This is a genomic window from Corynebacterium argentoratense, assembly GCF_021491455.1.
GTDB classification, from domain to species: Bacteria; Actinomycetota; Actinomycetes; order Mycobacteriales; family Mycobacteriaceae; genus Corynebacterium; species Corynebacterium argentoratense_A.
The window spans coordinates 447,341-471,214 of the sequence record NZ_JAKETN010000001.1; the positions used below are offsets into that span (position 1 = coordinate 447,341).

Annotated in this window: 21 protein-coding genes and 2 pseudogenes; 8 read left to right on the forward strand and 15 right to left on the reverse strand. The window is 59.0% G+C overall.

Translation table 11 applies throughout. From position 1 onward, the window contains the following. Positions 1-35 precede the first annotated feature (35 nt). From thrB to L1C91_RS02065, 3 genes are read right to left on the reverse strand one after another with little or no spacing between them, the layout of a single operon-like run. On the reverse strand, positions 36-950 hold the full coding sequence (gene thrB / locus L1C91_RS02055; RefSeq protein WP_234857759.1) for a homoserine kinase: 915 nt from the start codon (positions 948-950) through the stop codon (positions 36-38). 4 nt (positions 951-954) lie between these two features. Continuing rightward, on the reverse strand, positions 955-2,034 hold the full coding sequence (gene thrC / locus L1C91_RS02060; RefSeq protein WP_234857760.1) for a threonine synthase: 1,080 nt from the start codon (positions 2,032-2,034) through the stop codon (positions 955-957). 6 nt (positions 2,035-2,040) lie between these two features. Then, on the reverse strand, positions 2,041-3,348 hold the full coding sequence (locus tag L1C91_RS02065) for a homoserine dehydrogenase (protein WP_234857761.1): 1,308 nt from the start codon (positions 3,346-3,348) through the stop codon (positions 2,041-2,043). Positions 3,349-4,139: 791 nt separating this feature from the next. Here L1C91_RS02065 and L1C91_RS02070 point away from each other — a divergent pair. Next, positions 4,140-4,319, forward strand: coding sequence for a hypothetical protein (locus L1C91_RS02070; protein WP_234857762.1), 180 nt, complete (start codon positions 4,140-4,142; stop codon positions 4,317-4,319). A 21-nt stretch (positions 4,320-4,340) separates the two neighbouring features. Here L1C91_RS02070 and L1C91_RS02075 read toward each other — a convergent pair. Beyond that, a pseudogene (locus L1C91_RS02075) lies at positions 4,341-4,943 on the reverse strand (hypothetical protein). Further along, a complete protein-coding gene (locus L1C91_RS02080; protein WP_234857763.1) occupies positions 4,940-6,109 on the reverse strand; it encodes an acyl-CoA dehydrogenase family protein in 1,170 nt (389 codons plus the stop codon). Before L1C91_RS02080 ends, L1C91_RS02075 begins: the two are co-directional and overlap by 4 nt. 35 nt (positions 6,110-6,144) lie before the next feature. On the opposite strand from L1C91_RS02080, the pseudogene L1C91_RS02085 reads away from it, so the two are divergent. Further along, positions 6,145-6,513: pseudogene (locus L1C91_RS02085) on the forward strand (CoA-transferase); the annotation flags it as partial. Here L1C91_RS02085 and L1C91_RS02090 read toward each other — a convergent pair. The 4 genes from L1C91_RS02090 to L1C91_RS02105 are packed head-to-tail and all read right to left on the reverse strand — an operon-like array spanning position 6,500 to position 12,024. Continuing rightward, positions 6,500-6,661, reverse strand: coding sequence for a hypothetical protein (locus L1C91_RS02090; RefSeq protein ID WP_234857764.1), 162 nt, complete (start codon positions 6,659-6,661; stop codon positions 6,500-6,502). The pseudogene L1C91_RS02085 and the gene L1C91_RS02090 overlap by 14 nt on opposite strands. Further along, a complete protein-coding gene (locus tag L1C91_RS02095; protein ID WP_419178694.1) occupies positions 6,636-8,108 on the reverse strand; it encodes a purine-cytosine permease family protein in 1,473 nt (490 codons plus the stop codon). Before L1C91_RS02095 ends, L1C91_RS02090 begins: the two co-directional genes overlap by 26 nt. A gap of 41 nt (positions 8,109-8,149) precedes the next feature. Next, positions 8,150-11,704 (reverse strand): DNA polymerase III subunit alpha, encoded by a 3,555-nt coding sequence (gene dnaE, locus L1C91_RS02100; protein WP_234857766.1) that lies wholly within the window; start codon positions 11,702-11,704, stop codon positions 8,150-8,152. A 5-nt stretch (positions 11,705-11,709) separates the two neighbouring features. Further along, a complete protein-coding gene (locus L1C91_RS02105; RefSeq protein WP_328219568.1) occupies positions 11,710-12,024 on the reverse strand; it encodes an aminotransferase class I/II-fold pyridoxal phosphate-dependent enzyme in 315 nt (104 codons plus the stop codon). 290 nt (positions 12,025-12,314) lie between these two features. Here L1C91_RS02105 and rarD point away from each other — a divergent pair, with 290 nt between their 5' ends. Further along, complete coding sequence (gene rarD, locus L1C91_RS02110; protein ID WP_234857768.1) at positions 12,315-13,223, forward strand: EamA family transporter RarD; 909 nt, start codon at positions 12,315-12,317, stop codon at positions 13,221-13,223. Here rarD and L1C91_RS02115 read toward each other — a convergent pair. The 3 genes from L1C91_RS02115 to lspA are packed head-to-tail and all read right to left on the reverse strand — an operon-like array spanning position 13,115 to position 15,044. Further along, on the reverse strand, positions 13,115-13,666 hold the full coding sequence (locus L1C91_RS02115; RefSeq protein WP_234857769.1) for a hypothetical protein: 552 nt from the start codon (positions 13,664-13,666) through the stop codon (positions 13,115-13,117). The genes rarD and L1C91_RS02115 overlap by 109 nt on opposite strands. Beyond that, positions 13,663-14,583: an RluA family pseudouridine synthase gene (locus tag L1C91_RS02120; protein ID WP_234857770.1), complete on the reverse strand. Its 921-nt coding sequence runs from the start codon at positions 14,581-14,583 to the stop codon at positions 13,663-13,665. Before L1C91_RS02120 ends, L1C91_RS02115 begins: the two co-directional genes overlap by 4 nt. After that, positions 14,580-15,044 carry a signal peptidase II gene (gene lspA / locus L1C91_RS02125; RefSeq protein ID WP_234857863.1) on the reverse strand — a complete coding sequence of 155 codons (465 nt, stop codon included), beginning with the start codon at positions 15,042-15,044 and terminating at the stop codon, positions 14,580-14,582. The genes L1C91_RS02120 and lspA overlap by 4 nt, the downstream gene beginning before the upstream one ends. 86 nt (positions 15,045-15,130) lie before the next feature. Here lspA and L1C91_RS02130 point away from each other — a divergent pair, with 86 nt between their 5' ends. Next, positions 15,131-15,961: a hypothetical protein gene (locus tag L1C91_RS02130; RefSeq protein WP_234857771.1), complete on the forward strand. Its 831-nt coding sequence runs from the start codon at positions 15,131-15,133 to the stop codon at positions 15,959-15,961. Positions 15,962-16,021: 60 nt separating this feature from the next. Here L1C91_RS02130 and L1C91_RS02135 read toward each other — a convergent pair whose 3' ends face one another. After that, a complete protein-coding gene (locus L1C91_RS02135; RefSeq protein ID WP_234857772.1) occupies positions 16,022-16,579 on the reverse strand; it encodes a hypothetical protein in 558 nt (185 codons plus the stop codon). Between the two features lie 8 nt (positions 16,580-16,587). Here L1C91_RS02135 and L1C91_RS02140 point away from each other — a divergent pair, with 8 nt between their 5' ends. The 3 genes from L1C91_RS02140 to L1C91_RS02150 all read left to right on the forward strand — a co-directional run bounded on the left by L1C91_RS02140 (position 16,588) and on the right by L1C91_RS02150 (position 19,904). Beyond that, positions 16,588-17,547 carry an asparaginase gene (locus tag L1C91_RS02140; RefSeq protein WP_234857864.1) on the forward strand — a complete coding sequence of 320 codons (960 nt, stop codon included), beginning with the start codon at positions 16,588-16,590 and terminating at the stop codon, positions 17,545-17,547. A 102-nt stretch (positions 17,548-17,649) separates the two neighbouring features. Next, positions 17,650-18,837 carry a 3'-5' exonuclease gene (locus tag L1C91_RS02145; RefSeq protein ID WP_234857773.1) on the forward strand — a complete coding sequence of 396 codons (1,188 nt, stop codon included), beginning with the start codon at positions 17,650-17,652 and terminating at the stop codon, positions 18,835-18,837. Beyond that, positions 18,837-19,904 (forward strand): hypothetical protein, encoded by a 1,068-nt coding sequence (locus tag L1C91_RS02150; protein ID WP_234857774.1) that lies wholly within the window; start codon positions 18,837-18,839, stop codon positions 19,902-19,904. The genes L1C91_RS02145 and L1C91_RS02150 overlap by 1 nt, the downstream gene beginning before the upstream one ends. 393 nt (positions 19,905-20,297) lie before the next feature. Here L1C91_RS02150 and L1C91_RS02155 read toward each other — a convergent pair whose 3' ends face one another. Further along, on the reverse strand, positions 20,298-20,732 hold the full coding sequence (locus tag L1C91_RS02155; RefSeq protein WP_234857775.1) for an excalibur calcium-binding domain-containing protein: 435 nt from the start codon (positions 20,730-20,732) through the stop codon (positions 20,298-20,300). 151 nt (positions 20,733-20,883) lie between these two features. Here L1C91_RS02155 and L1C91_RS02160 point away from each other — a divergent pair, with 151 nt between their 5' ends. After that, positions 20,884-21,717: a hypothetical protein gene (locus L1C91_RS02160; protein WP_234857776.1), complete on the forward strand. Its 834-nt coding sequence runs from the start codon at positions 20,884-20,886 to the stop codon at positions 21,715-21,717. A 366-nt stretch (positions 21,718-22,083) separates the two neighbouring features. Here the strand turns inward: L1C91_RS02160 and L1C91_RS02165 are convergent, their stop codons facing one another. Next, entirely contained in the window at positions 22,084-23,445 is a 1,362-nt protein-coding gene (locus L1C91_RS02165; RefSeq protein ID WP_234857777.1) for a DNA polymerase IV, read from the reverse strand. Between the last annotated feature and the right edge of the window lie 429 nt (positions 23,446-23,874).

Consider the following 23,874-nt stretch of genomic DNA (forward strand, 5'->3'; position numbering starts at 1 on the left):
GGAAGCCATCCGCCCGGTCTGCCAGCTGTAGGACCTTAAAGCGATTCGACCTCTACGGGGCCCGCGATCGGCAGCTCCATCACCTGAAGTCCAGCCGCGCGGGCCTCTTGCACAATCTCCTCCGGCACGGGTTCGGTGGACAACACCAACGCGGTGGGGCCAGCACCCGAAAGGAATGCTGCATAAGCCCGGTTGCGCAAGCGGTTAACCCACTCTGCGGTCACAGGCAGTACATCGGCACGGTACGGCTGATGCAGGCGGTCGCGTGTGCCCTCCCACAACAACTCGGGATGATGCTGCAACGCGACTGTCATAACCGCAACACGGGACACATTAAAGCGGGCATCGACATGGGTGACATCTGAAGGAAGCACTTGGCGAACAGCCTCAGTCGACGCCTTGAAACCGGGAACCAACGCGGTGGCGTGAATATCATCGTGCACAGGGATGCGCACCGCCCGATACTGCGGATCAGTTTCACCATCGACGGGAATGTCCGTCCAGCTCACCACAGCATCGCCGAGTACAGAAGCCGCAGCGTTGTCAGGGTGGCCTTCAAAAGCACTAGCAAGCTGCACAACCTCAGACTCGCTCAGAACACCCCCAGCAAGGCCGTTAGCTGCCGCAACGCCCGCGACAGCTGCGGCCGCAGACGAACCCAAACCACGGGACTGCGGGATCACGTTGTGGCACACAACCTTCAAGCCGGGAACCTCAACCCCCGCGGCATCCAATCCTGAGCGGATAGCGCGAACCACCAGGTGGCGTTCATCTAAAGGAAGTTCGCCTTCTCCCTCGCCGTGGATCTCGATCTCCAGGCCGGATTCGACGACATGGACCTCCACGACGTCATACAACCCCAACGCTAGGCCCAAGGTGTCAAACCCGGGACCCAAGTTAGCAGACGAGGCAGGAACCTTTACCCGAACAGCAGAGCCAACAGGGATCATGGTCTTATCCCTTCAAACCGAGCGCATCCACGACCGCAGCGGGATCCACATCGATCGGGGTGGGCTCTGGCATCTGCAGCAAGGCAGTCTGCGGATCCTTCAAACCATGGCCGGTCACCGTGCACACGATGCGCTGGCCCTTGTCCAAGGTGCCCTCGCGGAACTCGGCCAGCACACCGGCGTAAGAAGAGGCAGACGCGGGCTCAACAAACACGCCTTCCTTCGCGGCGATCATGCGGTAAGCCTCGAGGATGTGATCGTCATCAGCTGCGCGGAATTTACCCTCGGATTCTTCCTTCGCAGCCACTGCACCAGCCCAGGAGGCAGGATTACCGATGCGGATAGCGGTCGCAATAGTCTCCGGATTGAGGACGGGTTCACCGTTGACCAGCGGTGCTGCGCCGGCGGCCTGAACACCGAGCATGCGGGGGCGCTGGGAAGAAACGCCGTCGGCGAAATACTCGTTGTAGCCCTTCCAATACGCCGTGATGTTGCCAGCGTTACCCACGGGCAAGGCGTGAATATCCGGGGCGTCGCCAAGAGCATCGACGATCTCGAATGCTGCGGTCTTTTGGCCCTCAATGCGCATCGGGTTCACCGAGTTAACCAAAGCGATCTCTGGGTACTCGGTCGTGGTCTTTTGAACCAGCTCGAGGCAGTCATCAAAGTTGCCGCGCACCTGGATGATCTCGGCGCCATGCATAACAGCCTGCGCCAGCTTGCCTTGGGCGATCTTGCCCTCGGGGATCAGCACGCAGCTCTTAATACCGGCGCGCGCGGCGAACGCCGCAGCAGACGCAGACGTGTTACCGGTCGATGCACACATGAGCACCTTCTTGCCGGACTCAACAGCGTCCGTCACAGCGACCGTCATACCGCGGTCCTTAAAGGATCCAGTGGGGTTCGCGCCCTCGACCTTGAGGTAGACGTCGCAACCAGTCAGCTCAGACAAGTGATTAGCGCGCACCAGCGGGGTGTTGCCTTCGTGCAGGGTGACCGGGGTCCAGTCCTTCGCGAAAGGCATACGGTCGCGGTAAGCCGCAATCAGGCCGGGCCAGCGGCTGTGAACAGGTGAAGCACTCATATTTTTCTAACCTTCCAAACGAATGACGTTGTTGACGGACTTTACAGCGTCCAAGCTCTTCAAACTCTCAGCGGTGTCCGCTAGATCAGCCTCACGTGCAGCGTGGGTGACGACAACCAAGCGGGCACCGTTGTCACTACCTTCCTGGCGGACAGTCAACAACGAGATACCTCGGTGTGCGAACTGCTGAGCCACATCAGCCAGTACCCCAACACGATCATTGACCTCCATATCGAGGTGGTACCGAGTCGGGACCTCACCGAAATCGGCCAGGGGCAGATTCGCGTAGGTCGACTCCCCGGGCGCGCGGCCCCCATGGACCTTATTGCGGGCGGCACCCACCAGGTCACCCAGCACCGCGGAAGCAGTGGGATTACCACCGGCACCATTGCCGTAGAACATCAACTGACCTGCTGCTTCTGCATCAACGAAAATAGCGTTAAAGCTCTTCTTAACACTGGCAAGAGGATGATCCTTGGGCACAAGCGTGGGGTGAACACGTGCGGAGACCTTCTCGACGCCCTCCGCATCGACGATGCGCTCACAAATGGCCAACAACTTGATGACGTAGCCCGCAGTCTTAGCAGCTTCAATGTCTTCCGCCGTGATGTGGGAAATGCCCTCGCAGTAAACATCGTCGTAAGACACTCGAGTGTGGAACGCCAGGGAGGCAAGGATCGCCGCCTTCGACGCGGCGTCATGACCCTCAACATCCGCAGTGGGATCGGCCTCGGCGTAGCCCAAGCGCATCGCTTCGGCCAGCATCTCATCGTAGCTAGCCCCGGTGGACTCCATCGCATCGAGAATGAAGTTGGTAGTGCCGTTGACAATGCCCATCACCGACTTGACCTGGTCGCCAGCCAAAGAACGGCGGAGGGGGCCAAGAACTGGGATCGCAGCGGCAACAGCAGCCTCGTAGTAAAGATCAACGCCAGCTTCGTCTGCGGCAGCAGCCAGCTCAGCGGAGTGCGCAGCAACCAAGGCCTTGTTGGCGGTCACCACAGACTTGCCCGCGCGCAGAGCCTTAAGGACGATCTCTCGGGGGTAATCGATGCCGCCGATCACCTCGACAACAATGTCGACGTCATCCCGTTCGACGAGCCCCACGGCGTCATCGGTAAGTAACTCGGAAGGAACACCATCACGCGGCTTGGACGCATCACTGACTGCGACGCCGCGAACCTCAATGTCACCGCCGATTCGCTGGACGAAGTGCTCATGATTCTCTTCGAGCAGTCGATACACTGCCTCACCAACGGTGCCGTAACCAAGGAGGGCGACCCCGACGGGGCCCACGGGTTTACTGTCAGTCATCTGTGCGAGATTCCCTGCTGCTAGACGCTAGAAAAGTACGGGTCGATTCTACTCACCCGCCCCGGCGCATTGCGAACCGACCCCACCCGCGAACCCCCGACGCCACCCCGTTAGCTTCACCGGCCACGAAGCACCGCAATGAAGCCGTGGAACAAGTCAGCCTAAGTTAGCCACCACCGCTGTCCAACAAGGGGAGTACAACCCCCAAAATGGGGTAGCAAACTTGCTATTATCTAGCTTTTTCAAAAGATTTTAATCCGCATTGACCAGCACTTTTAGAATTTTTTGTTCAAAATCGCCACTTAAGGGAACCGAAACCGCTTTAATTCAGTCTAACCACTTAGACACACAGAAAGGACCGTCGGATGCACCAGGTAAGACATGCATGGTTCCCACCACCCCGCCCGCCGACCACGCCACGCGTCGGTACGGGCAATGCCACGCCATCCGAAAGCGCTGAGGGGAGCGCCAAGGGAGCTAGGTCAGCACACCACAGTCAAGAGCTGCTCGGGGGCCCATGACACTAGAGGGAGCACCAACCCGCACCGTCGCCAAGCACTCCAGTCAATGGCGGACAGGAGCGCACACGACACACCCGCAAACCATTGAGGGGAATGGCTTGTGGAAGGCGTAGCTGCTGCCAGCGTCGAGGGTCACTCGGGGGCTCACGACCACCCGCATCGCATCTGTGGGGCGGCTTCTGCAGTCAACGCGCAAGGCGGGGCCACCCACCCAGCACTGGTGGCCCCGCCGCCACATAGGGATAGAACTATCCGGTCGAGATATACAGTATGCCCACCCCGGGCGAAAAGCCCACTGGTGTCAAAGAGGGCACCCCTACCTTCGATAGCTTCGGGGACTTCGGCTCCAGCAGTGGCGGCGGGATCATGGGCATTCTTGCGGGGCTGGTTAGCTTGATCGGCCTCCTTGGTTTCATTGCGCAGTTCGCGATGCAGTTCCTGCCCCGCTAGACCCGCTAGCCTCACTGGTTTTTATACTCTCTCGATCGCCAGCGATTGGCCCTGCCCGACGCCGATGCACATCGTCGCCAAGCCTCGTGTGCCTTGATCTTTTTCAAGCCTGTTGAGCAGCGTGATGACGATGCGGCAGCCGGAGGATCCAAGGGGGTGCCCCAGAGCAATGGCACCTCCCCACTGGTTGACTACCTGCGGGTCGACGCCCATTTCTTTGATGCAGGCCAGAGATTGCGCTGCGAAGGCTTCGTTGAGCTCCACAGCGTCGAACTGCTCGATCCCACCCCCGATACGGCGGTGCGCTTATCCGGATTCGATGAGTGCGGTGCCCGTGGTGATTGCGCTCATTCCGGATGCGCAGAGCCTGTTGATTGTCATGGGGGGCACTGTGTCGGGCAGGCCTGCTGCGAGCCAGACCATGGGTGCGATGTTTCGGTTGTCTTCACCGGCGCCGTTTGCGTTGCCGATGAGCACTTCGTCGACAGTGTGCGGGTCGATGTGTGTTTCATTGATGACGCCGCGGATAACTTCTGCGACCAGGTCGTCGGGTCGGATGTGCGAGAGCGCACCGCCGTATCGGCCGGTGGGGGTTCGAAGGCCTGTGATGATATAGGTGGTCATGAGTGTGCCTTTCGGGTGAATGCGGAGATTCCTGTGATTTCGCGGCCGACGAGTAGTGCGTGGACGGAGTCGGGGCCTTCGTAGGTGGATACGACTTCCATGTCTGTCATGTGGCGCGCGATGTGGTTGTCCAACAGCAGGCCGTTTCCGCCGAGCATGTCTCGGGCTTCGCGGGCGATGGCGAGGCCTTTGCGGCAGCAGGTCATCTTTGCCAAAGCTGCCATGGGACCAGTAAATTCCCCGCCTTCTTGAAGTTCAGCCATGCGAAGGCAGAGTAGTTGCATGTGGGTAACGTCGGCGAGCATGGTGGCGAGCTTTTCTTGGATGAGTTGGTAGCTGGCCAGGGGCGCTCCGAATTGTTCGCGTTGCATGACGTAGTCGCGGGCTAGGTTGAAGCAGGCGATGCCGTGGCCAAGGGCTTCCCAGGATGCTCCCCCACGGGTGGCTGCGAGGACTCTGTTGACGTCTTTAAAAGAGTTGCAATCGTCGAGTTTGTTGGCTTCAGGGATGCGTACGTTGTCGAGAATGATGTCACCTTGGAGTATGGCACGTTTTCCGACTTTGCCGGTGATAACTGTGGCGTTGTACCCAGGTGTGCCTTTTTCGATGATGAAGCCTTTGACTTGGCCGTCGGCGGTGTCGCGGGCGAAGAGAACGACGACGTCGGCGGCGTGTCCGTTGCCGATCCATCGCTTGTGTCCGTTGATCACCCAATGGCCATCTTCTAGATGCGCACTGGTTTCTAGCGAGACAGAGTCGGAGCCGTGGTCTGGTTCGGTAAGGGCGAAGGCGCCGGTCTTTTCCAGGCGCGCCATGGCGGGTAGCCATCGGCTGCGTTGTTCTTCGCTTCCGAGCATGTAGATGCTGCCCATGGCCAGGTTGGAGTGGACTCCGAGGAAGGTGTTGATGGAGCCGTCGATGCGCCCCATTTCGCGTGCCACGATGCCTGCTTCGCGGCGGCTAAGCCCAGGACATCCGTAGCCTTTGATGAAGGTTCCGATGATGCCCAGTTCGCGTAGCCCGTCGAGCAGTTCGTAGGGAAACTCGGCGCGTTCCCAGTAGTCATTGATGATGGGAAGGATGCGTTGTTCACCGAATTGACGGATGCTGTCGCGCAGGTGGATTTCGCGTTCGGTCAGTTGCTCGTCGAGTTTAAGAAAGTCCATCGGTGAGTCCTTTCACTGGTGTGGGCCGGCGGGTGTCGTTTGGGATGATTCGTTCCCAGCGTATTGACGTCGCGGTGCTCGGCGGTTTGCAGGTGTCTGCTGGTGGGGATTTGGCCAATTGGTCTGTGCCTGGGCGCGCTGCCAAGGGCATTGGTGGGGCCATGGATTTGGTGCATGGTGCCAAGCGAGTCATCGTGATGATGACTCATTGCACTGCCGATGGCCAGCCGAAGTTGGTGGAGCGTTGTTCACTTCCGCTAACGGGTATGGGGTGTGTGGATATGGTGGTGACCGATTTGGGTGTTTTCGCCATCGATGGTGGCCTGAGGCTAGTGGAGTTAGCCCCAGGTGAGACCGTCGAGTCGGTGGCTGCGGTGACGGGCTGTTCGTTTACTCGTCTGTGAGTTCGATGCTCCAGGTGGGCTTGTCCTCAGTGGTGAAGAACGTCGGGTCGTAGGTGAAGCTGTCTTCGACGGTGTTCATGGCGTAGAAGGCCAGAGCGGTGCAGCCAATCCCCCGCGCGGGGTTAGGCTCCCGTTGGTGGGTGTGCATCTTTCATGACGCGTACTGCGGCGGCCTCGATGGGATCAACTTCGGGCAGGATGGTCTGCTCTGGGATGACCCGCTTATCTAGCGGGCGCAGCGCCATGTAGAGAACGGTGGTGGCGACCAGACCGACGATCCAAGAGATGTCAGTGTCTCCGATTGCGGACACCAGGGGGCCGGTGTAGAAGCTGGTGGCGACGAAGGGCATTTGGATAAGGACGCCAACGACGAAGGCAACGAGCGCTGCCCAGTTCCACTTGCCGTAGCGGCCGTTGGGATCAGACAGCGCGGGCACGTCGTAGCGTTCCTTGGATACCCAGTAGTAGTCGGCAAGGTTGATTGCTGACCAGGGGATGAAGAAGGTCAGCAGGAACAGCAGGAAGGAGCTGAAGGCGTTGAGGAATTGGGCGGTTCCCCACACAGCCAGGCCCATGCTTGCGGCTGCCATGCAGAAGATGGCGATGAGTCGCTGCGTGGGGGTGACTTCGGCGCGGGCACGGAAACCAGAGTAGGCGGTGGTCATGCACATGAAGCCGCCGTAAATGTTGAGGACGTTGATGGTGAGCTTGCCGACGGCAATCGACAGGTAGATCAGTGCACTGACGATGCCTGCGGAACCCAGCCCGACGAAGGTCTCTACTTCGTGTCCGCGGAAGGTATCGCCCGCCCAGGCTGCGGTAAATACGCCGAGGCTCATGGAGACGGTGGAGCTAATCACGGTGCCGGCGAGGGTCGCGCCAAAGACGTGGGAGGATTTGATGGTGGCCGGCAGGTAGCGGGAGTAGTCGGCAACGTAGGGGCCGTAGGCGATCTGCCAGGATGCGGCTAGCGCGATGGCGAAGAGGAATTGTGGCAGGTCGAAGTGCTTAATCGATAGCAGCGCGGGCACATCGGCAACCATGAACAGTCGGATGATGAGGTAGAGGAAGGCGATGGTGCTCACGAGGCTGACCCAGCGGCCGAGTTTGTGGATGACGTTGTATCCGAAGACTGCGCACACGGTCGATACTGCGCCGAAGATGATGACGCCGCTCCACTGCGGTCCGTCGTAGAGTTCCGCGACTGCCTGGCCGGCGAGGACGGTACCTGAGGCTGAAAAGCCGAGGTACATGAAGATGATGAGGATCAGCGGGAGTGTCGCGCCATACACGCCGAATTGGGCGCGGGAGGAGATCATCTGGGGCAGGCCCAGCCGCTGACCTTGGGCGGAGTGCAATGCCATGACGACGCCGCCGGCGATCTGTCCGATGAACAGGCCGATCAGTGACCAGAACACGTCACCGCCGAAGACGTAGGCCAGAGCGCCGGTGACCAGTGCGGTGATCTGGAGGTTTGCGCCGACCCAGAGGGTGAATTGGTTCCAGGCGCTGCCGTGGCGCTCCTCGAGGGGGACGAATCCGACTGACCTGCGTTCGATGGTGGGTTGGGCCACGGGTGATCCTTCAATAGCGATCGGAAGATATTCTAACGATCACTAAGATTACCTTTAGCCTTCTAGCCGAGGATGCCCGGCCCCATGGTTGCTTTGAGATCACCCATGAGGGATCCGGAGCGGTCAACGCGCAAGTGCTCGCCGAGCACCATGATGGTCGAGTTGTCGCCATCGACAAGGTTTAAGTACACGTCGGAGTCGCCGGGGTTAGCCACGAGGACTTCTTTGAGTTTGGCGATGTTGCTCATGCTGCACTGGTCGGTCCGCATCGTCAACCGCAGGGGCACTCCCCCACCGGCCACTCCAAGGTCGGGCATCTTCATGTCATCACAGAACAAGCTCATGCGGTCGTCGCGGATGGACACGTGTGCCTTGGCCAGCACAATGTTGTCTTCGGCGATCATGGAGCCGACCAGTGCGTAGACCTTGTTGAACACCAGCAGCTCGACGCTGGCGCCGTTGTGATCTTCCAGGGTCACGATCGTCCAGGGGGATCCGTCTTTTTTACTGAAGCGCCGGTCAACACCGCTGATGATTCCACCAATTGTGACTTCTTGACCATGGCGGAGTTCCCCACCCAGGATCGTGGTCAGCGGCGTATCAGTCTGTGCGGCAAGGGCCTCGTCGAAGCCGTCCAAGGGGTGGCCGGACACGTAGAGACCGAGCATCTCGCGTTCCAGCGCCAGCTCGTGTTTACGCTCCCAATTTTCCTCCGGGACGGAAATTGCAAACACTGATGACGACGCGGCGTCATCACCCGAAAGGCTCGCAAACAGGTCGAACTGTCCCTTGTCGGCGGCCTTTTTGGTGGTGATGACGGAATCGATAGCGTCTTCGTGGATGAGCATCAGGCCCTTGCGGGTGTGCCCCATGGAGTCAAAGGCGCCGGCTTTGATTAGCGACTCTGTGACGCGCTTCGAACACGGCAAGGTGTCGATTTTGTCCAGGTAATCCGAGAAGTCCTTGAACGGGCCTTTTTCTTCACGCGTCTTGACGATCGAAGCCACCACGTCTTCGCCAACATTGCGCACAGCACCAAGACCGAAACGAATGTCCTCGCCGACGGATTGGAACGTCAAAGATGATTCGTTAACGTCCGGAGACAGCACGTGAATACCCAAATGGCGGCAGTCCGACAGGTAGATCGCCGACTTATCTTTCTTGTCCGCCACACTGGTGAGCAGCGCCGCCATGTACTCCGCCGTGTAATTGGCTTTAAGGTAGGCCGTCCAGAAACTCACCAGACCGTAGCCTGCGGCGTGGGACTTGTTAAACGCGTAAGAGGCGAAGGGTTCGATGGTGTCCCACAGGGCTTTGATCGCCCCGTCGGAAAAGCCGTTGGACTTCATGCCTGCTTCGAAGGTGATGAACTCCTTGGCCAACACCTCAGGTTTCTTTTTACCCATGGCTTTGCGGAAGCCGTCCGCCTGGCCTGCGGTGTAGTTGGCGACCTTTTGGGAGATACGCATGATCTGCTCTTGGTAGACGATCAGGCCGTAGGTGTCGGCGAGGATCTCCCGCAGGGGTTCTTCCAGCTCTGGGTGGATGGGGGTGATTTCCTCACGCCCATTTTTGCGGTCGGCGTACGCCCAGTGCGCACCCATGCCCATGGGACCGGGGCGGTACAGGGCGAGCGCGGCGACGATGTCGTCGAAGCCGGTGGGTTCCATGCGTTTGAGTAGTTCGCGCATGCCGCCGGAGTCCAGCTGGAACACACCGAGGGTGTCGCCGCGGGCGAGGAGTTTGTAGGCTTCTTCGTCGTCGGTGGTCAGGCCTTCCAGGTCGAGGTCGAAACCCCGGTTGGCTTTAATGTTGTCGATGCAGTCGCCGATGACGGTGAGGTTGCGCAGGCCCAGGAAGTCCATCTTCAACAGGCCGATTTCTTCACACGCCGGGTAGGGCCAGCCGGTGATCAGGGCGCCGTCCTGGGCGCGTTTCCACATGGGGATACAGTCCAGTAGTGGAACAGACGCCATGATGACGGCGCAGGCGTGCACGCCGGCTTGGCGGACAACGCCTTCAAGCCCTCGGGCGGTGTCGTAGATTTTTTTGACGTCTGGGTCGGTTTCGATCAGTGTGCGCACCTCGCCGGCTTCGCCATAGCGCGGGTGCTCTGGGTCCATGATGCCCGACAGTGGAATGTCTTTGGCCATGATCGCCGGCGGCAGTGCTTTGGTGATGCGGTCGGCGATTTGGTAGCCCGGTTGGCCGAACTGCACGCGGGCGGAGTCTTTGATGGCCTGCTTGGTTTTCACCGTACCGAAGGTGATGACCTGCGCGACTTTGTCTTCGCCCCAGTTGTCGGCGGCGTAGCGGATCATTTCTCCGCGGCGGCGATCGTCGAAGTCGATATCGATATCGGGTGCGGACGGGCGCTCGGGGTTGAGGAAGCGCTCGAACAGCAGGTCGTGTTCGATGGGGTCGATGTTGGTGATGGTCAGGGCGTAGGCGACCAGTGCGCCTGCCGCAGAACCACGGCCGGGGCCGACGCGGATGCCGATGGAGCGTGCGTGTTTGATCAGGTCGGCGACGATGAGGAAGTAGGACGGGTAGCCCTTCATGTCGATGACTTCGATCTCGTACTTCGCCCGGTCGACATATGCTTGGGGTACTTGGCCGCCGTCGAAGCGGTCTTTCAGCCCTTCCATCACTTGGTGGGTAAGCCAACTGGTGGGGGTGTGCCCGTCCGGGACGTCGGCGATCGGCATGCGGTCGTGGGTGTGGGGCTCCCAGATTTCGCCGTAATCTTGGACGCGTTCTGCAATTAACAGCGTGTTGTCACACGCACCGGGGACCAGGTTGTCCCAGGTTGCACGCATTTCTTCGGCGGATTTGATGTAGTAGCCGTCGCCGTCGAATTTAAAGCGGTCGGGGTCGGCCAGGGTTTTACCCGTTTGAACACACAGCATGGCCTCATGGGCCTCGGCTTGGCTTTTGAGCACGTAGTGGCAGTCGTTGGTCACCAGTGGCGGCAGGTCGAGCTTGCGGCCGATCTCCAGGAGCTCGCTGCGAACACGGTTTTCGATGTCCAAGCCGTGGTCCATCAGCTCGAGGAAGTAATTGTCTTTACCGTAGATGTCCTGCCACATTGCGGCAGCTTCGAGTGCTTCGTCGAATTGTCCGAGGCGCAGGCGGGTCTGCACGTCGCCGGAGGGGCAGCCTGTGGTGGCGATGATCCCGGTGGCGTTTTCGGCAATGAGTTCCGCATCCATACGGGGCCACTTGCCCAACTGGCCTTCATAGGAGGCCATGGAGGACAAATAAAACAGGTTGCGCAAGCCTGTGGCGGTTTCTGCGAGCATCGTTTGGTGCAGGTAGGCGCCGGATGCGGAGACGTCGTCAGATTTTTGGTGGGGTTCGCCCCAGCGCACGCGCTGTTTGTTGAAGCGAGACTCCGGTGCCAGGTAGGCCTCGATACCGATGATGGGTTTGATGCCTGCGTCGACCATCTTGCGGTAGAAGGCATCAGAGCCGAACATGTTGCCGTGGTCGGTCATGCCAACTGCGGGCATACCTTGGCGGTTGACCTCTTCTGCAAGAAGATCCACCTTCGCCATTCCATCGAGCATGGAGTACTCGGTGTGGTTGTGGAGATGCACGAAGGAGGACTTACTCATGCGGCTTATTCTACGGATTGCGTCAAACCTAGGTTTTCAAAGATTTCACCCATCACGTGTGCGCACTGTTTCAGCTGCTCATCGGTGTGTGTGGCCATGACGGTAAGCCTCAAGATGGCCTGTCCGCGAGGCACCGTGGGGTATCGAATAGCCGGGGCTTGGATACCGCGCTGTTGTAATTGAGCCGCGGCTTCGACGGCTAAGCGTTCATCTCCGACGTGCACTGGGATGATTGCCGATTCATCCAAACCGGCCACAGGCACACCACGAACACGCAGCAGTGCACGCAGTGTGCGCGCACGAGACTGCAACCGGGACACCAACGCGGCGTCAATAACTAGGGGGTCTTCGGCGAGGCCCAGGTAGTTGGAGCTGGAAAATAGTAGGCGTTGGGCGCCGTCGACTTCTGCGGTGGGGGTTTGGCCGGTGGAAAAGTGGCGTTCGAAGCGGGCGAGGCCTTGTGTGGCTCAGTCGGTGTTGCGTGTGGCGGCGTCTGCTTCGAGGCTGATGTGGGGGTTGGGTGTCGCGGCGTTCATGGGCTTATTGTAGCCCGCAATTGAACGCTGTTTAATACGCTGCTCACTCCCCTGCCGCCTGCTATGGTCGAGCCATGTTGTACGCGATCTTGGCTTACCTACTGTGGGGTGCGTTCCCAGCGTTCTTTCCCCTGCTGGAGCCAGCAAGCCCGATGGAGATCCTGGCCCACCGCATCATTTGGACAGCCGTCTTTCTGGCCGGGCTGATCACAGTGACCCGTAAGTGGTCGGAGTTGCGGAAAGCCGACCGCACACAGTGGTTGCTTATCTCATCGGCTGCTGTGTTGATCGCCGCGAACTGGGGCGTGTACATCCTGGCGGTTAATTCCGGGCACGTCAATGAGGCCGCCTTGGGGTACTTCATTAACCCGCTAGTGGCGGTTGCGCTGGGTGTTGTGTTTTATTCGGAACGTTTGAGCTTCCTGCAGAAAATCTCCATTGGTTTGGCTGCTGGGGCCGTGGTGTTGCTGATGGTTCTGGGGGGCCAGCCGCCGGTGTTGGGCTTGGTGCTGGCGTTTACTTTTGGTTTCTATGGGTTGATGAAAAAGCGGGTGTTGCTTAGCCCGATTGCGTCGCTGACGGCGGAGACTTTCGTGCTTTTGCCTGTGGCGTTGGGGTATGTTTTGCTCACTCCGTCGACGTTTCCTTCCCATGGGCCAGGCCATGCGGCGTTGATGGTCAGTACCGGGATTGTTACTGCGGTGCCGTTGTTGTTGTTTGGCAAGGCGGCGAAGCTGGTGCCGTTGTCGGCGATTGGGATGATCCAGTACATGACGCCGTCGATGCAGATGTTGTGGGCGGTGTTCGTTGTGCATGAGCACATTAGTCATGCCCGGTGGGTTGGTTTTTGCATTATTTGGACGGCGGTGGTGATTTATTTGGTGGATTCGAGCATCCGCACCCCCAGGCGCCCCCAGGATGCGTCAGTGGGTGCACTGTCGACAACCGCGACGGACGGGTCGGAGGCTAAAGACTCCAGGTGATCTTTGTCTTCATACACAATGACGCCGCGTAGGGCTCGGGCGTCCATTCCGCGTGCGCGTGCGGCACTGAGGTAGCGTTCAAACACGTCGCGGCGTCGGTCATCCCCGGTGGGTTCGGGTAGTGGGATGGCGGGTTGGCCGTCGATGAGCATGGCGTTGACGCGGCGGATGCCGTGGCGCTCTAGCAGTTCGCCGGCATCGCGGTCGACGAGAGGTTGTGTGAATGCGATGAGGGCGAAGGTGCGTTGGCCATCGGGGAGGTCTTTCCAACTGTCGGATACCCTATTGGCGTACTCATCGAGGGACTCGCCGGTGTCGGGGCCTAGGCCGTCGCCGTTGATGGCCATGGGTTTGGCGGTGCGGTCGGAGTAGCTGGCGGCGACGACTGCGCCGAGCATGGCGACAAGGCAGCCTGCGGATACCCATTGTTTCCAGCTGCTCATGCGCGCAACACATCCACGGCGTGCTGGAGGTCTGCTGGGTAGGGGGATTCGAAGGTCACCCATCGGCCGTCACCGGGGTGCGCGAATCCGAGGGATACAGCGTGTAGCCATTGGCGGTCGAGCCCCAGGCGCGCGTTGAGTTTGGGGTCGGAGCCGTACATGGGGTCACCGCAGCAGGGGTGGTGGAGTGCGGAAAAGTGGACGCGGATTTGGTGGGTGCGGCCGGTTTCCAGGTGGATTTTTAGCAGGGTGGCTTCGCGGAAGGCTTCGATTGTTTCGTAGTGGGTGACGGAGTGTTTGCCGTCGGTGGTCACGGCAAAGCGCCAGCCAGCGGAAGGGTGCCGCCCGATGGGGGCTTCGATGGTTCCGGTCAGTGGGTCGGGGTGGCCTTGGACGAGCGCGTGGTAGGTCTTTTCGGGGGTGCGGTCGCGGAAGGCTCGCTTGAGCTGGGTGTAGGCACGCTCTGATGCGGCAACAACCATCACACCAGAGGTGCCGACGTCGAGTCGCTGGACGATGCCTTGACGCTCTGGCGGGCCGGAGGTTGACACCCGAAAACCCGCAGCGGCGAGTCCCCCCACCACGGTGGGCCCCTCCCAGCCGACGGTGGGATGTGCCGCCACGCCGACGGGTTTATCCACGACGATGATGTCCTCGTCGGAATAAATAATGTCCATGCCTTCAACGGGCTCGACCTTAGGTATGACTTTTTTGGGCTCGGGAAGACTGACTTCAAGCATGCAGTCGGCGGAGAGTCGATCTGATTTGCCGACCTCTACCCCATCGACGGTGATTTGTCCGGACTGCGCCAACTCGGCTGCGGCGGTGCGGGAGATTCCGCAAAGTTTCGATACCGCGGCGTCAACACGCATTCCGTCGAGGCCTTCGGGGATGGGCAGGGTTCTGATTTGGCTCATTTTGCCTCCATGATGCTTCGAAGGATGATCAGTGCGACGCCGATGGTGATGGCGGAATCAGCGAGGTTGAACACGGCAAAACTACCGACGGAAATGAAGTCCACGACGTGGCCGACGAAAAATCCGGGTGCGCGGAAGAGGCGATCGATGACGTTGCCCAGCGCGCCGCCGGCGATGAGCGCTAGGCCAAGGCCGACGATGGCGTCGGGGCGGCCAAAAATCCGGGAGACTTTGCCGCGAAGGATGACGATGGTGATGCCGATGCCGAAAAACAATTGGATAGCGGTGAACACAGGCGTGAGGTTTTCGCCCATGGAAAACGCCGCCCCGGAGTTAAACAGAAGGTAGAAGCGGAACCAGTCGCCGATGAGGTACAGGGGTTGGCCCGGTTCTAGGGTGGCGAGCACCACGGCTTTGCTGAGCTGGTCAGCTGCGACGACTGCTGCGATGGCGGCAAGCAGGCTGCGGGTGTGTGGCCGGGTGCTATTCACAGCGTTTCCTGTGTCATTCACGCCCCATATCATTACACACCGGTAGCCTAAAACCCATGAGTTACCCGCGTATTGCTGCCGCTGTGTGTGCGTGTTTGCTGCTTGTTGGTTGTGCTGATGGTGATTCCTCAGGCGCTGATGTGCAGGATCAAGCGTTGGATAATGCGGTGGGGGCGCCGATTGATCAGCCGCGCGTGACGTTGCAGGAGTCTGGTGAGGATCCGAAGGTTGTGCGTTTTGACGTCGCGGATGTGGATACGTCTCGGGTATTGGTGACTGCTACGGCTTTTGCGCAGGAGGTTGGTGGGGACCCTTCACTGCCCGCACCGGATTCTGGTGAGCGTGAGCTGAAGGTCAGCCGCGAGGGTCAGGTGTTGCGTTTTGTGATGCCTGATGGTTTCCGCGCGACGTGGATGGATGTCGATGACACTGGGCGTTATTCCGCGGTGGCGTTTCGTGCGCCGGAGGATGCGTCGGATGAGCAGCGTGTGGCCGATGAAAAGGCGATGAAGTTGTTGATGGCTGTGCCGGTGATTCTACCGACGGATGCCGTGGGTGTGGGCGGTTCGTGGTCGGTGGATTCGCGTGTTGCTGGGGATTCAACGTTGTTGCAAACCACGACGTATACGGTGACCGCGTTGGACGATGACGGAATGGATGTTGACGTCGCGGTGGTTCAGCGTCCTGCGGTGACGTCGGTCGGCGACGAGTTGGATGTACTGGATTCTTCCAGCAAGTCTTCGGGCAGCATGCGCATTGATTTTGCCCAGCCGGTGCCGACGCGGATGAGTGTGGATGTCTCCACCCGGGTGGTGTATGGCAAGCGTGGTGCGGATGATGCGTTCAATGTAGTGCAGGATATGACAACGCACGTGGGGCTTAAGTAGTTGACAAAAATAAACGCCCAGGGTTATTCACCCTGGGCGTTTATTTGTCGTTGTGAAGGCTTATTGTTGTGCTTCGCCTTCGGCGGGAGCGGCAGGGGCGGCGTCATTGCCGTCGGTGCACATGGCAGGGACCTGCTCTGGGGGCACAACGTTGGTGATCAGCATGCAGGCCCACTTGGTGGATAGTTTCCAGGTGCCGTCTTCGTAGACGAATTCGACGTCCTTGACGTTTTGTTCGGGGCGGTCCGGCAGGGTGAAGGTGACCAGTGCCAGTGCGGAGTTGGGGCTGTAGCCTTCCATGACTGGGTCTTCTACGCGGAATTCTGCGCCGGATTCTTCCTTGGCACGGACCATGGTGTCGAACAGTTCGGGGGCTTGCTCGCCGCCTTGGATGGCCTGTGCTTTTTCTTCGTTGGGTACGGCCGGGTCGACGACGCGGGCGAGAACTTCGTTGAGTTCTGCGGCGGTGGGGAGGTCTTGTTGGGTCGCAGTCGTGGACTGTGCGGTGGTGCTGCTGCGGGTGGTGTCAGCGGCTTTGTCCCCGTCGCTGGAGCAGGCTGCGACGCTCAGCATGGTGGCGGCTGCGGCTGCGATAGCTATTAGTTTGCGAGTCTTCATGGGTGACTATGTTACCTGAGGCGCTCGGGTGTGGCACTCTGGATAGCATGAAGAAAATCGTGGTGTTGACTACTGGCGGGACTATTGCGTGCACGACTTCCCCGGAGGGCGTGCTGTTGCCGACGGTATCGGGACGGGATCTGATTGCGCCGGTGGCGGCCCGTTTTGGGGAGGATTTTTCCTTTGATGTTCGCGAGTTGAACCGTCTTGATTCTGCGGCGATGACGTTTGCGGATGTTGATGATATTGTTGCGGAAATTCACAGGGTTTTCGAAGATCCGTCTGTGACGGGCATTGTGGTCACTCATGGTACGGATTCGATGGAGGAGACTGCGGTTGCGGTGGATTGTTTCCATAATGATTTGCGGCCGGTGATTTTTACGGGGGCTCAGAAGTCTTTTGATCATCCGGAGGCTGATGGTCCGGGGAATTTGTTTGAGGCGTGTGTGATTGCCGCGGATGATTCTGCGCGTGGGATTGGCACCTTGGTGGTGTTTGGGCATGCGGTGATCCCTGCTCGTGGGTGCGTGAAGTGGCATACCAGTGACGAGTTAGCGTTTGCGACTAATGGTCCGGAGGAGCCAACACGCCCGGATCCGATTGCTCCGGTTGCGTTGGATGGCACTCGGGTGGATATTGTGCCGGCGTTTGCGGGGGCTGATCGGACGCTTATTGACGCCGCGGTGGCTGCGGGTGCGCAGGGCATTGTGGTGGAGGCTATGGGTGCTGGCAATGTGGGGCGTCAGTTGGCGTTGGGCATTGTTGATGCGTTGGATGCTGGGATTCCGGTGGTTGTGACTACGCGTGTGCCTCGTGGTGATGTGTTTGGTTCGTATGGTGGCGCCGGTGGCGGTGCGACGTTAGCGGCGAAGGGTGCGTTGGGGTCGACGTATTTTAGGGCGGCGCAGGCTCGTGTGTTGCTGGCGGTGGCGATTGCTAGTGGCGTCCACCCTGCGACCTTGTTTTAGCTTGTCTTAGCTCGTTTGTTACCCCCTCTTCACCGAAAGAGGGGGTTTTTGTGTTTTACCTTCTATGATTAGCGCAAAACTAGTGTGAGAGGTGAACCTATCGTGTCGCAGCCTGGCCTTTATGACGATCGTGGTTTTGCGGTAGTGGATGTGGAGACCAGTGGTCTTTCCCAGTGGGATCGTGTGATCGAGATTGGGTTGGTGCTGTTGGATCCGCAGTTTCGGGTTCAGGGTGAGTGGCAGACGTTGGTGTGGTCGAAGCGGGTGGGTTCGACGGAGCATCATGGGTTGACGCGGGAGGATCTTGAGGATGCGCCGGCGTTTGCGGAGATCGCCGATGAATTCGCGTCGCTGCTGCATGGCAGGTTTTTTGTAGCTCATAATGTGAGTTTTGATGCGCGTATGTTGCGTTCGGAGTTTGAGCGTGTGGGGGTGGATGCTGGGGAGTTCTTCAACAATTCGGTGTGCACGATGCTTGTTGGCCGTGAGCGTTTTGGGTGCACGGGTAAGTTGTCGGATTGCTTGCGCATGGCGGGGATTGCGCAGTCTGGTGCGCATCATGCGATGAATGATGCCCGGCATACGGCGGAGCTGTTGCAGTTTTTTGCCTCCGATAAGGCGGCGCAGAAGATCCTGTTGCGTCGTGAGTACACGTTGGTGGACATGATGGGTGTCCGGCAGTTGGGTTTGGCTCGGGGTGCAAGGCTTGCCCGTGGTGAGCAGTTGCCGGAGGGGGCCCAGCGTGGTTGGGTTGCGCGTGTAGCTAGTCGTGTGCCGGCTTCGGGGGATGCGCGGGTGGATAAGTACCGTTCGGCGTTGGCCAAGGCCTTGGCTGACGGCTATGTGTCGCGTGCCGAGGTTCGGGAGCTTGGCGATGTTGCAGGTTCAGTGGGTCTTGACGCCGCGGGGGTTCAGGCAGAGCATTTGCGTTTCTTTTCCCAGGTGGCGTTGGATGCGTGGGAGGATGGGGTGCTTGATGCTGATGAGCGTGAGCGTTTGTTGACTGTGGCGCAGTGTTTGGAGGTGCCGGCACGGGTGCGGGATCGTTTGTTGGCGGAGCCGGTGGATGTGGTGTCGGTTGCCCGGGGTGGTGTGTGGTCGCCTGGTGAGGGTTCACGTGTGAGTTTTGTGGGTCGTTTGTCGCAGCCTGCTGCCGCGTGGGATGGGCGTTTGGAGGGGTTGGGACTTACTCGGGGTGCTTTGGCGAAGTCGACGGCTGTGTTGGTGGCGGCTGATCCTGTTGCACCGTTGGCTACGGTGGCGAAGGCGCGGACAGAAGCGGACGATTAATGGTCAAGAAAAAGGCGAACCCGGCTTTTCCTCGGCGTGATCGAGATATTTGTTGGATCTGTGAGGAGCGTCCCGCCAACTCTCAAGAGCACGCCTTTAAGAGTTCTCGGATTAAAAAGATTTGGAAGGCGGGCGGAGAACAACCGTTAGGCACTATCGGCAGTGATGGACGCATTTACAAGATGAGCGGCCCGAATCATGGAATCTTCATGTTCGGTAAAACCATCTGCTCGTACTGCAATAACCAATTCTCGCAGCCGTTCGACAAGGCTTATGACCACTTCATGGACTTCATCCTGGATGACCTGGAGTATTACAGGAACCGGCGTGATTTTCATTGGGATGAGGTCTTCGCGGGTACTCCGTACGATCAGGGAGACCTAGCCCGTTATTACGTGAAGCATTTCGGCTGCAAGATGTACGACGCGGGCTACGAGGTGCCGGAAGACCTTCGCTTATACCTGCACGATCCGGAAATGGTTCACACGTTTTCGCTCTTGCTTTACAAGGATTACGAGCACGTTCAGGGGCTTGACCCGTCCCGCCCAGAAGAATGGATTACGCCATTTTCCAATTATCTCGAACTCGTGGATGACAACGACAAACGGGCTGGTTTCGTCGGGTGTCTTCAGGATGGTTTCATCGGGGTGATTTTCCGCTGGGAGGATGAACACATCCGCATCCCCGAGCAATGGTGTTTTGGATTCCAGCCGGTAACATACATGCGAGATGTACACGAGTTGCCATATCAGAACCTCTGGGATGGACTTCCCCGGAACAATGAAATCTCCGAGGTTTCAAAAGAGAGGGAGCGGGTAGCCGAGGAAATATATCGGTTTAATGACGATTTTCAGCGGTTCATAGCGGATCAGGAATCGGGCGCGTTTACGGAAGAAGAGTTGTTTTGGAAGGGTCTAGCGATCAGCGTTAGGCAGAAGACGCTTGAGACTGACCGCGAGAGAGTTGAGAAACGTCAAAAGAAGTTGATGGATCAACTCGGTTTTGACCCGGTGGCGAATGCGGAACCTAAGCGGAGACAGTCGAAATCCAAGGATGGAACGCCTTAAGACGGCAGATTACGAACTGCCAGTTCAGACGTTATTTTTCTACTGTTCTTGCAGGTCATGGCATAGTTCCAGGTGGTAGAGGGAAATGCATGGGGGTTTTGGCGGGAAACGTTTCGCAGATTGGGGCGTTTGAGGAGGTAGTGGAGTTTCACAAAAGTATCCAGTAGATGGCACAGTAGCTTCCACGTGGCGAAACGTAACCTCGATACGGTCGAAAAACGCGTCAGCACCCTTGGTGGGCGCCCGTGGAACTAGTAACGTCCTACAGAACTTACGACATGAAGACGGTTGCCCTGGAGCACTTGCTCCACCGTATTTTTGCGGCTGCACGATTGAACGTCGAGCTGCCAGGTGCGACACAGCGAGATCACTGATGACACTCAATAGCGAGTATTAGCCTGTTTGGTCGCAGGCGATCCCATCACCGTCGCGGTCCAACTTCTTCGAGTAGTACGGACTGTCGCTAGTCATCGGAGCAATGCCCCACGCGCGTGCCTCATCACAACTGCTCGGCTTACCCTGCGGAGCGGCCGGTGGCGCGTGCGACGCCGGGGGCTCTACGACTTCCGGAGCTGGCTCAGGTGCAGGGGCTTGCTCTGACTCAGGTTTAGCCGGAGCCATGAAGCCGTGCTGAACTGCTGCAGGCTCAGAGGCCTCCCCTGATGGCACGGGCTGCGGCGCTTCACTCACCGAAGTGGTCACGGTGGTAACGGTCGAGGTCTCAACCTCGGCAGACTGACCGCCGACTTTATCCTTGGCATTCGTATCATCGCAGGCGACCAACAGGGCTGCTGCAATTAAAACTGTGGCGATCGTGTGTTTGCGCATGTTTAAAAGATAACCCCGCACTAACCACTAACGAAGTTCCCTACTCAACGGGTGCCCTCGCGGAATCAGCTTCCAAAGATTTCCCCCTCCCCTGCCCCAGAGCTCAATCGAACCGCTGACACCTGCCGAGCTGTAACCTACACGCGACGTCATGAAGCTTTTTGACCGCCTCCGCCGGCGCGACACCTACGAGTTCGAGGTTGACGGATACCACTTCCGCGTAGTTGTTACGCCAGGGACACACACGGTCGAATGGCTGGACTGCCGCAGCCCATACGTACCATCCGGGTACAGCGCCACCCGGATGTACTCCACGGCACAACCCATGAGCAAACTGCGCGAACGCTACTATCACTGGCGCTACGCTCCCCTACCCAGCAAGGACGACATCTTCCGGCTCGAAGCCGACCAACAGTGCCCACCAGAAGCATTCGCCATCGCCTTCATGTACTGGGAATTCCTGGCCGAAGGCGGGCGAAAAGAACCCCTATTGTTCCAAGAACAGGAAACCAGCAGCATCCCAGCCGCACTTGGTGTGCGCGGAGCACTCAAGACAGCAAACGCCATCTCCACCGCCCGAGTCGAAGGAGCCCACTGTGCAACCTGTGACGGCCCGCTAACTCTGAAGAATCGTCAAGCGCTACAAAAATTTGCAGCCAAGCACACCGCGAAGTGCCGCACTTGCGAGGGCGTCAACGACATTGAGCTACGTAAAACGAAGCAAGCACTACTGCGCGCATCAAAAGAAAAAGAGGCTCAGTTACACGAACTAGACGACTTTGACCCAACCACCCTGCTGAATTTCACCGGCCCTATCTCGTTTGACGACCCCAAGATACTCCAAGCGAAGCAGAAACTAGTCGATATCTCCCGTCGTGCGCGACACAAAGAATACGCTGACATCGAACAACTAATCGACGCGATACCCACCGCAGAACTGCCCGGACTATGGGCAGCCGCCAACTCGTCTTTCTTAACCTACTGACCGGATGAACTACTCGAAGAAATCAACGACGAATCCATCGAGTACCCTAACTGGCTGGTGCCATCCAACGGCGCCCGATCCCCCTTTGACGAACACGTAGCCACACTCTTCAACCAAGGTCTCGTCTACCGCACCCTCAGCGATAATAACTCGGCACTGAGGTGGCACCCTGGCTCCACTGAATCTCCAGGAGTTTATCGAGCACCTAAATGAACTCGATGACCCCGATACCTACATCCGTCAACTCTTCAGCAACGGCCCCGTGTCTTTCAAGCGGCCAGATGGCTTCCCGAGCGACCTGGGCGATCTCTTCGATCGTGAATAACGCACCAGCATGGGGTCGTCCCTCGGATTGAACCGGAAACGCTACCTGTCACCCCACGCCAAACTATCCAAAGGGTCCCCCGGCCGCAGTGCAGGGTCATCCGTCGCGAAACTTTTTGTCCGCCCCGGCGGCGTCGCCCGCGTCTCAAAACGAACCGTCATCCGCCCAAAACCCACACCTTGGATCCACCCATGCCCATATTCTTCATGCACAACATCCTGGGTAGCCCACCAATCACTCATGACGTCGCGTTCAATCTGCAGGTCCTCAGCAACCGTCGCGGCCGCACGCACCCCCACCTCGTAATCAACATCTGTATCTTTGGCTAACGCAACCGGCTGCAACTCCGGAAACAGCGCATCCTGCATGCCGAACTCCAGGCCAGAAAAGGACACCCCTACCAGGCGAATGGGCCCGACCTCGTTGGGGTAACGCACCAAACTGCCGGCCATCTTTTCCAACACATGCTCATTGTCTGTCGCATAGTCAATGCTGTGCGAGCGGCTTTGGGTTTGGAAGTCCGCCAACTTCAGCTTCACGCTCACCGTCCGGGCGCCGCGGCCATCCTCCAGCAGCCTGCGGTAAGCAGCATTAAAGGCCCGGTCCACCGCGGCGTCAACCTCCGAAGAAGTCGTCAGATCTTTCGGGTAGGTGTATTCCGCACCGATTGACTTGGAGACGCCGCGCGGCTCCACCGGTTCTGGGTCGATGCCGCGCGCACGCTGCCACAAACTCAAACCGACAGCACGCCCGAGTGTCATTTCGGCTTCTTTCTGCGTCAGCGCAGCCAAGTCTTCGATGGTCTCCACACCAATCTGCCGCAGCTTCTGCCCAGCTACCGGCCCCACACCCCACAATTTTCGTACTGGTAGGGGTGCGAGAAATTCCATCTCGGCGTCCCTCGGCAGCACCATCACCCCATCGGGTTTAGCCAGGCCAGAGGCAATCTTGGCGTACTGTTTGCCCGAGCCCGCACCAATCGATGCCGTTAGCCCCGTCGCCTCAAGCACCTTGGCGCGCAGCCCTTCGGCCCATTCGCGGACGTCTTCTTCGGTGGCGCCGACTAACTGCTGGGGTTCAATGAATGCTTCGTCGATGCTGATCTGCTGGATCACCCCGGCGTGCTCCGCCACCAGTGAAAACACCCTGTGCGACGCTGCCGAATACACCGCGTGGCGAGGCCTCACCACCACAACCCCAGGGCCAACCTGTCGTTTAGCCTGGTTGATGGGCATAGCCGAATGCGCCCCGAACGCACGAGCCTCGTAGCTCGCACCAGCGACGACGCCGCGTCCGCCCATGCCACCAACCAGCACCGGGCGGCCACGAAGAGTGGGGCGGGTGAGCTGCTCGACGGATGCGAAGAACGCATCCATATCGATGTGCAACACCCAGCGATACATACTTACAACCTTAACTGGGGTTTGCCCCATCACAGATAGTAGTGAGACTCGCTGGCCACACGAGGTCAATCACTGGATCGAAGCAACATTCGCGAGGCCCAATTCTGGGCTAAAGTCTAGTCCAAGAACGCCCCTGACCAGGAGAGCCTGTCCAGAGTCTCGCCAAATTCTGCCCAACACTCTCATTCCAGACTCTCGCCAGAGTCTCAACAAACTGCCACCAGGCTCTAAGGCCCTGGCGGCGACAACCACTTGGGGCACCATCATGGCCAACCAGCCCTACATCAGGCGGCGCTACCCCCGGGGGTAGCGGAAGCAGACATTTGTCGCTAGTGTCACACCCATAAAACGATTCGCAGCCGCCGCCCTCGCAGCACTGACCGCCGCCAGCTTGATGACCCTCGCACAAGCCGACACCCTCGACGGAAT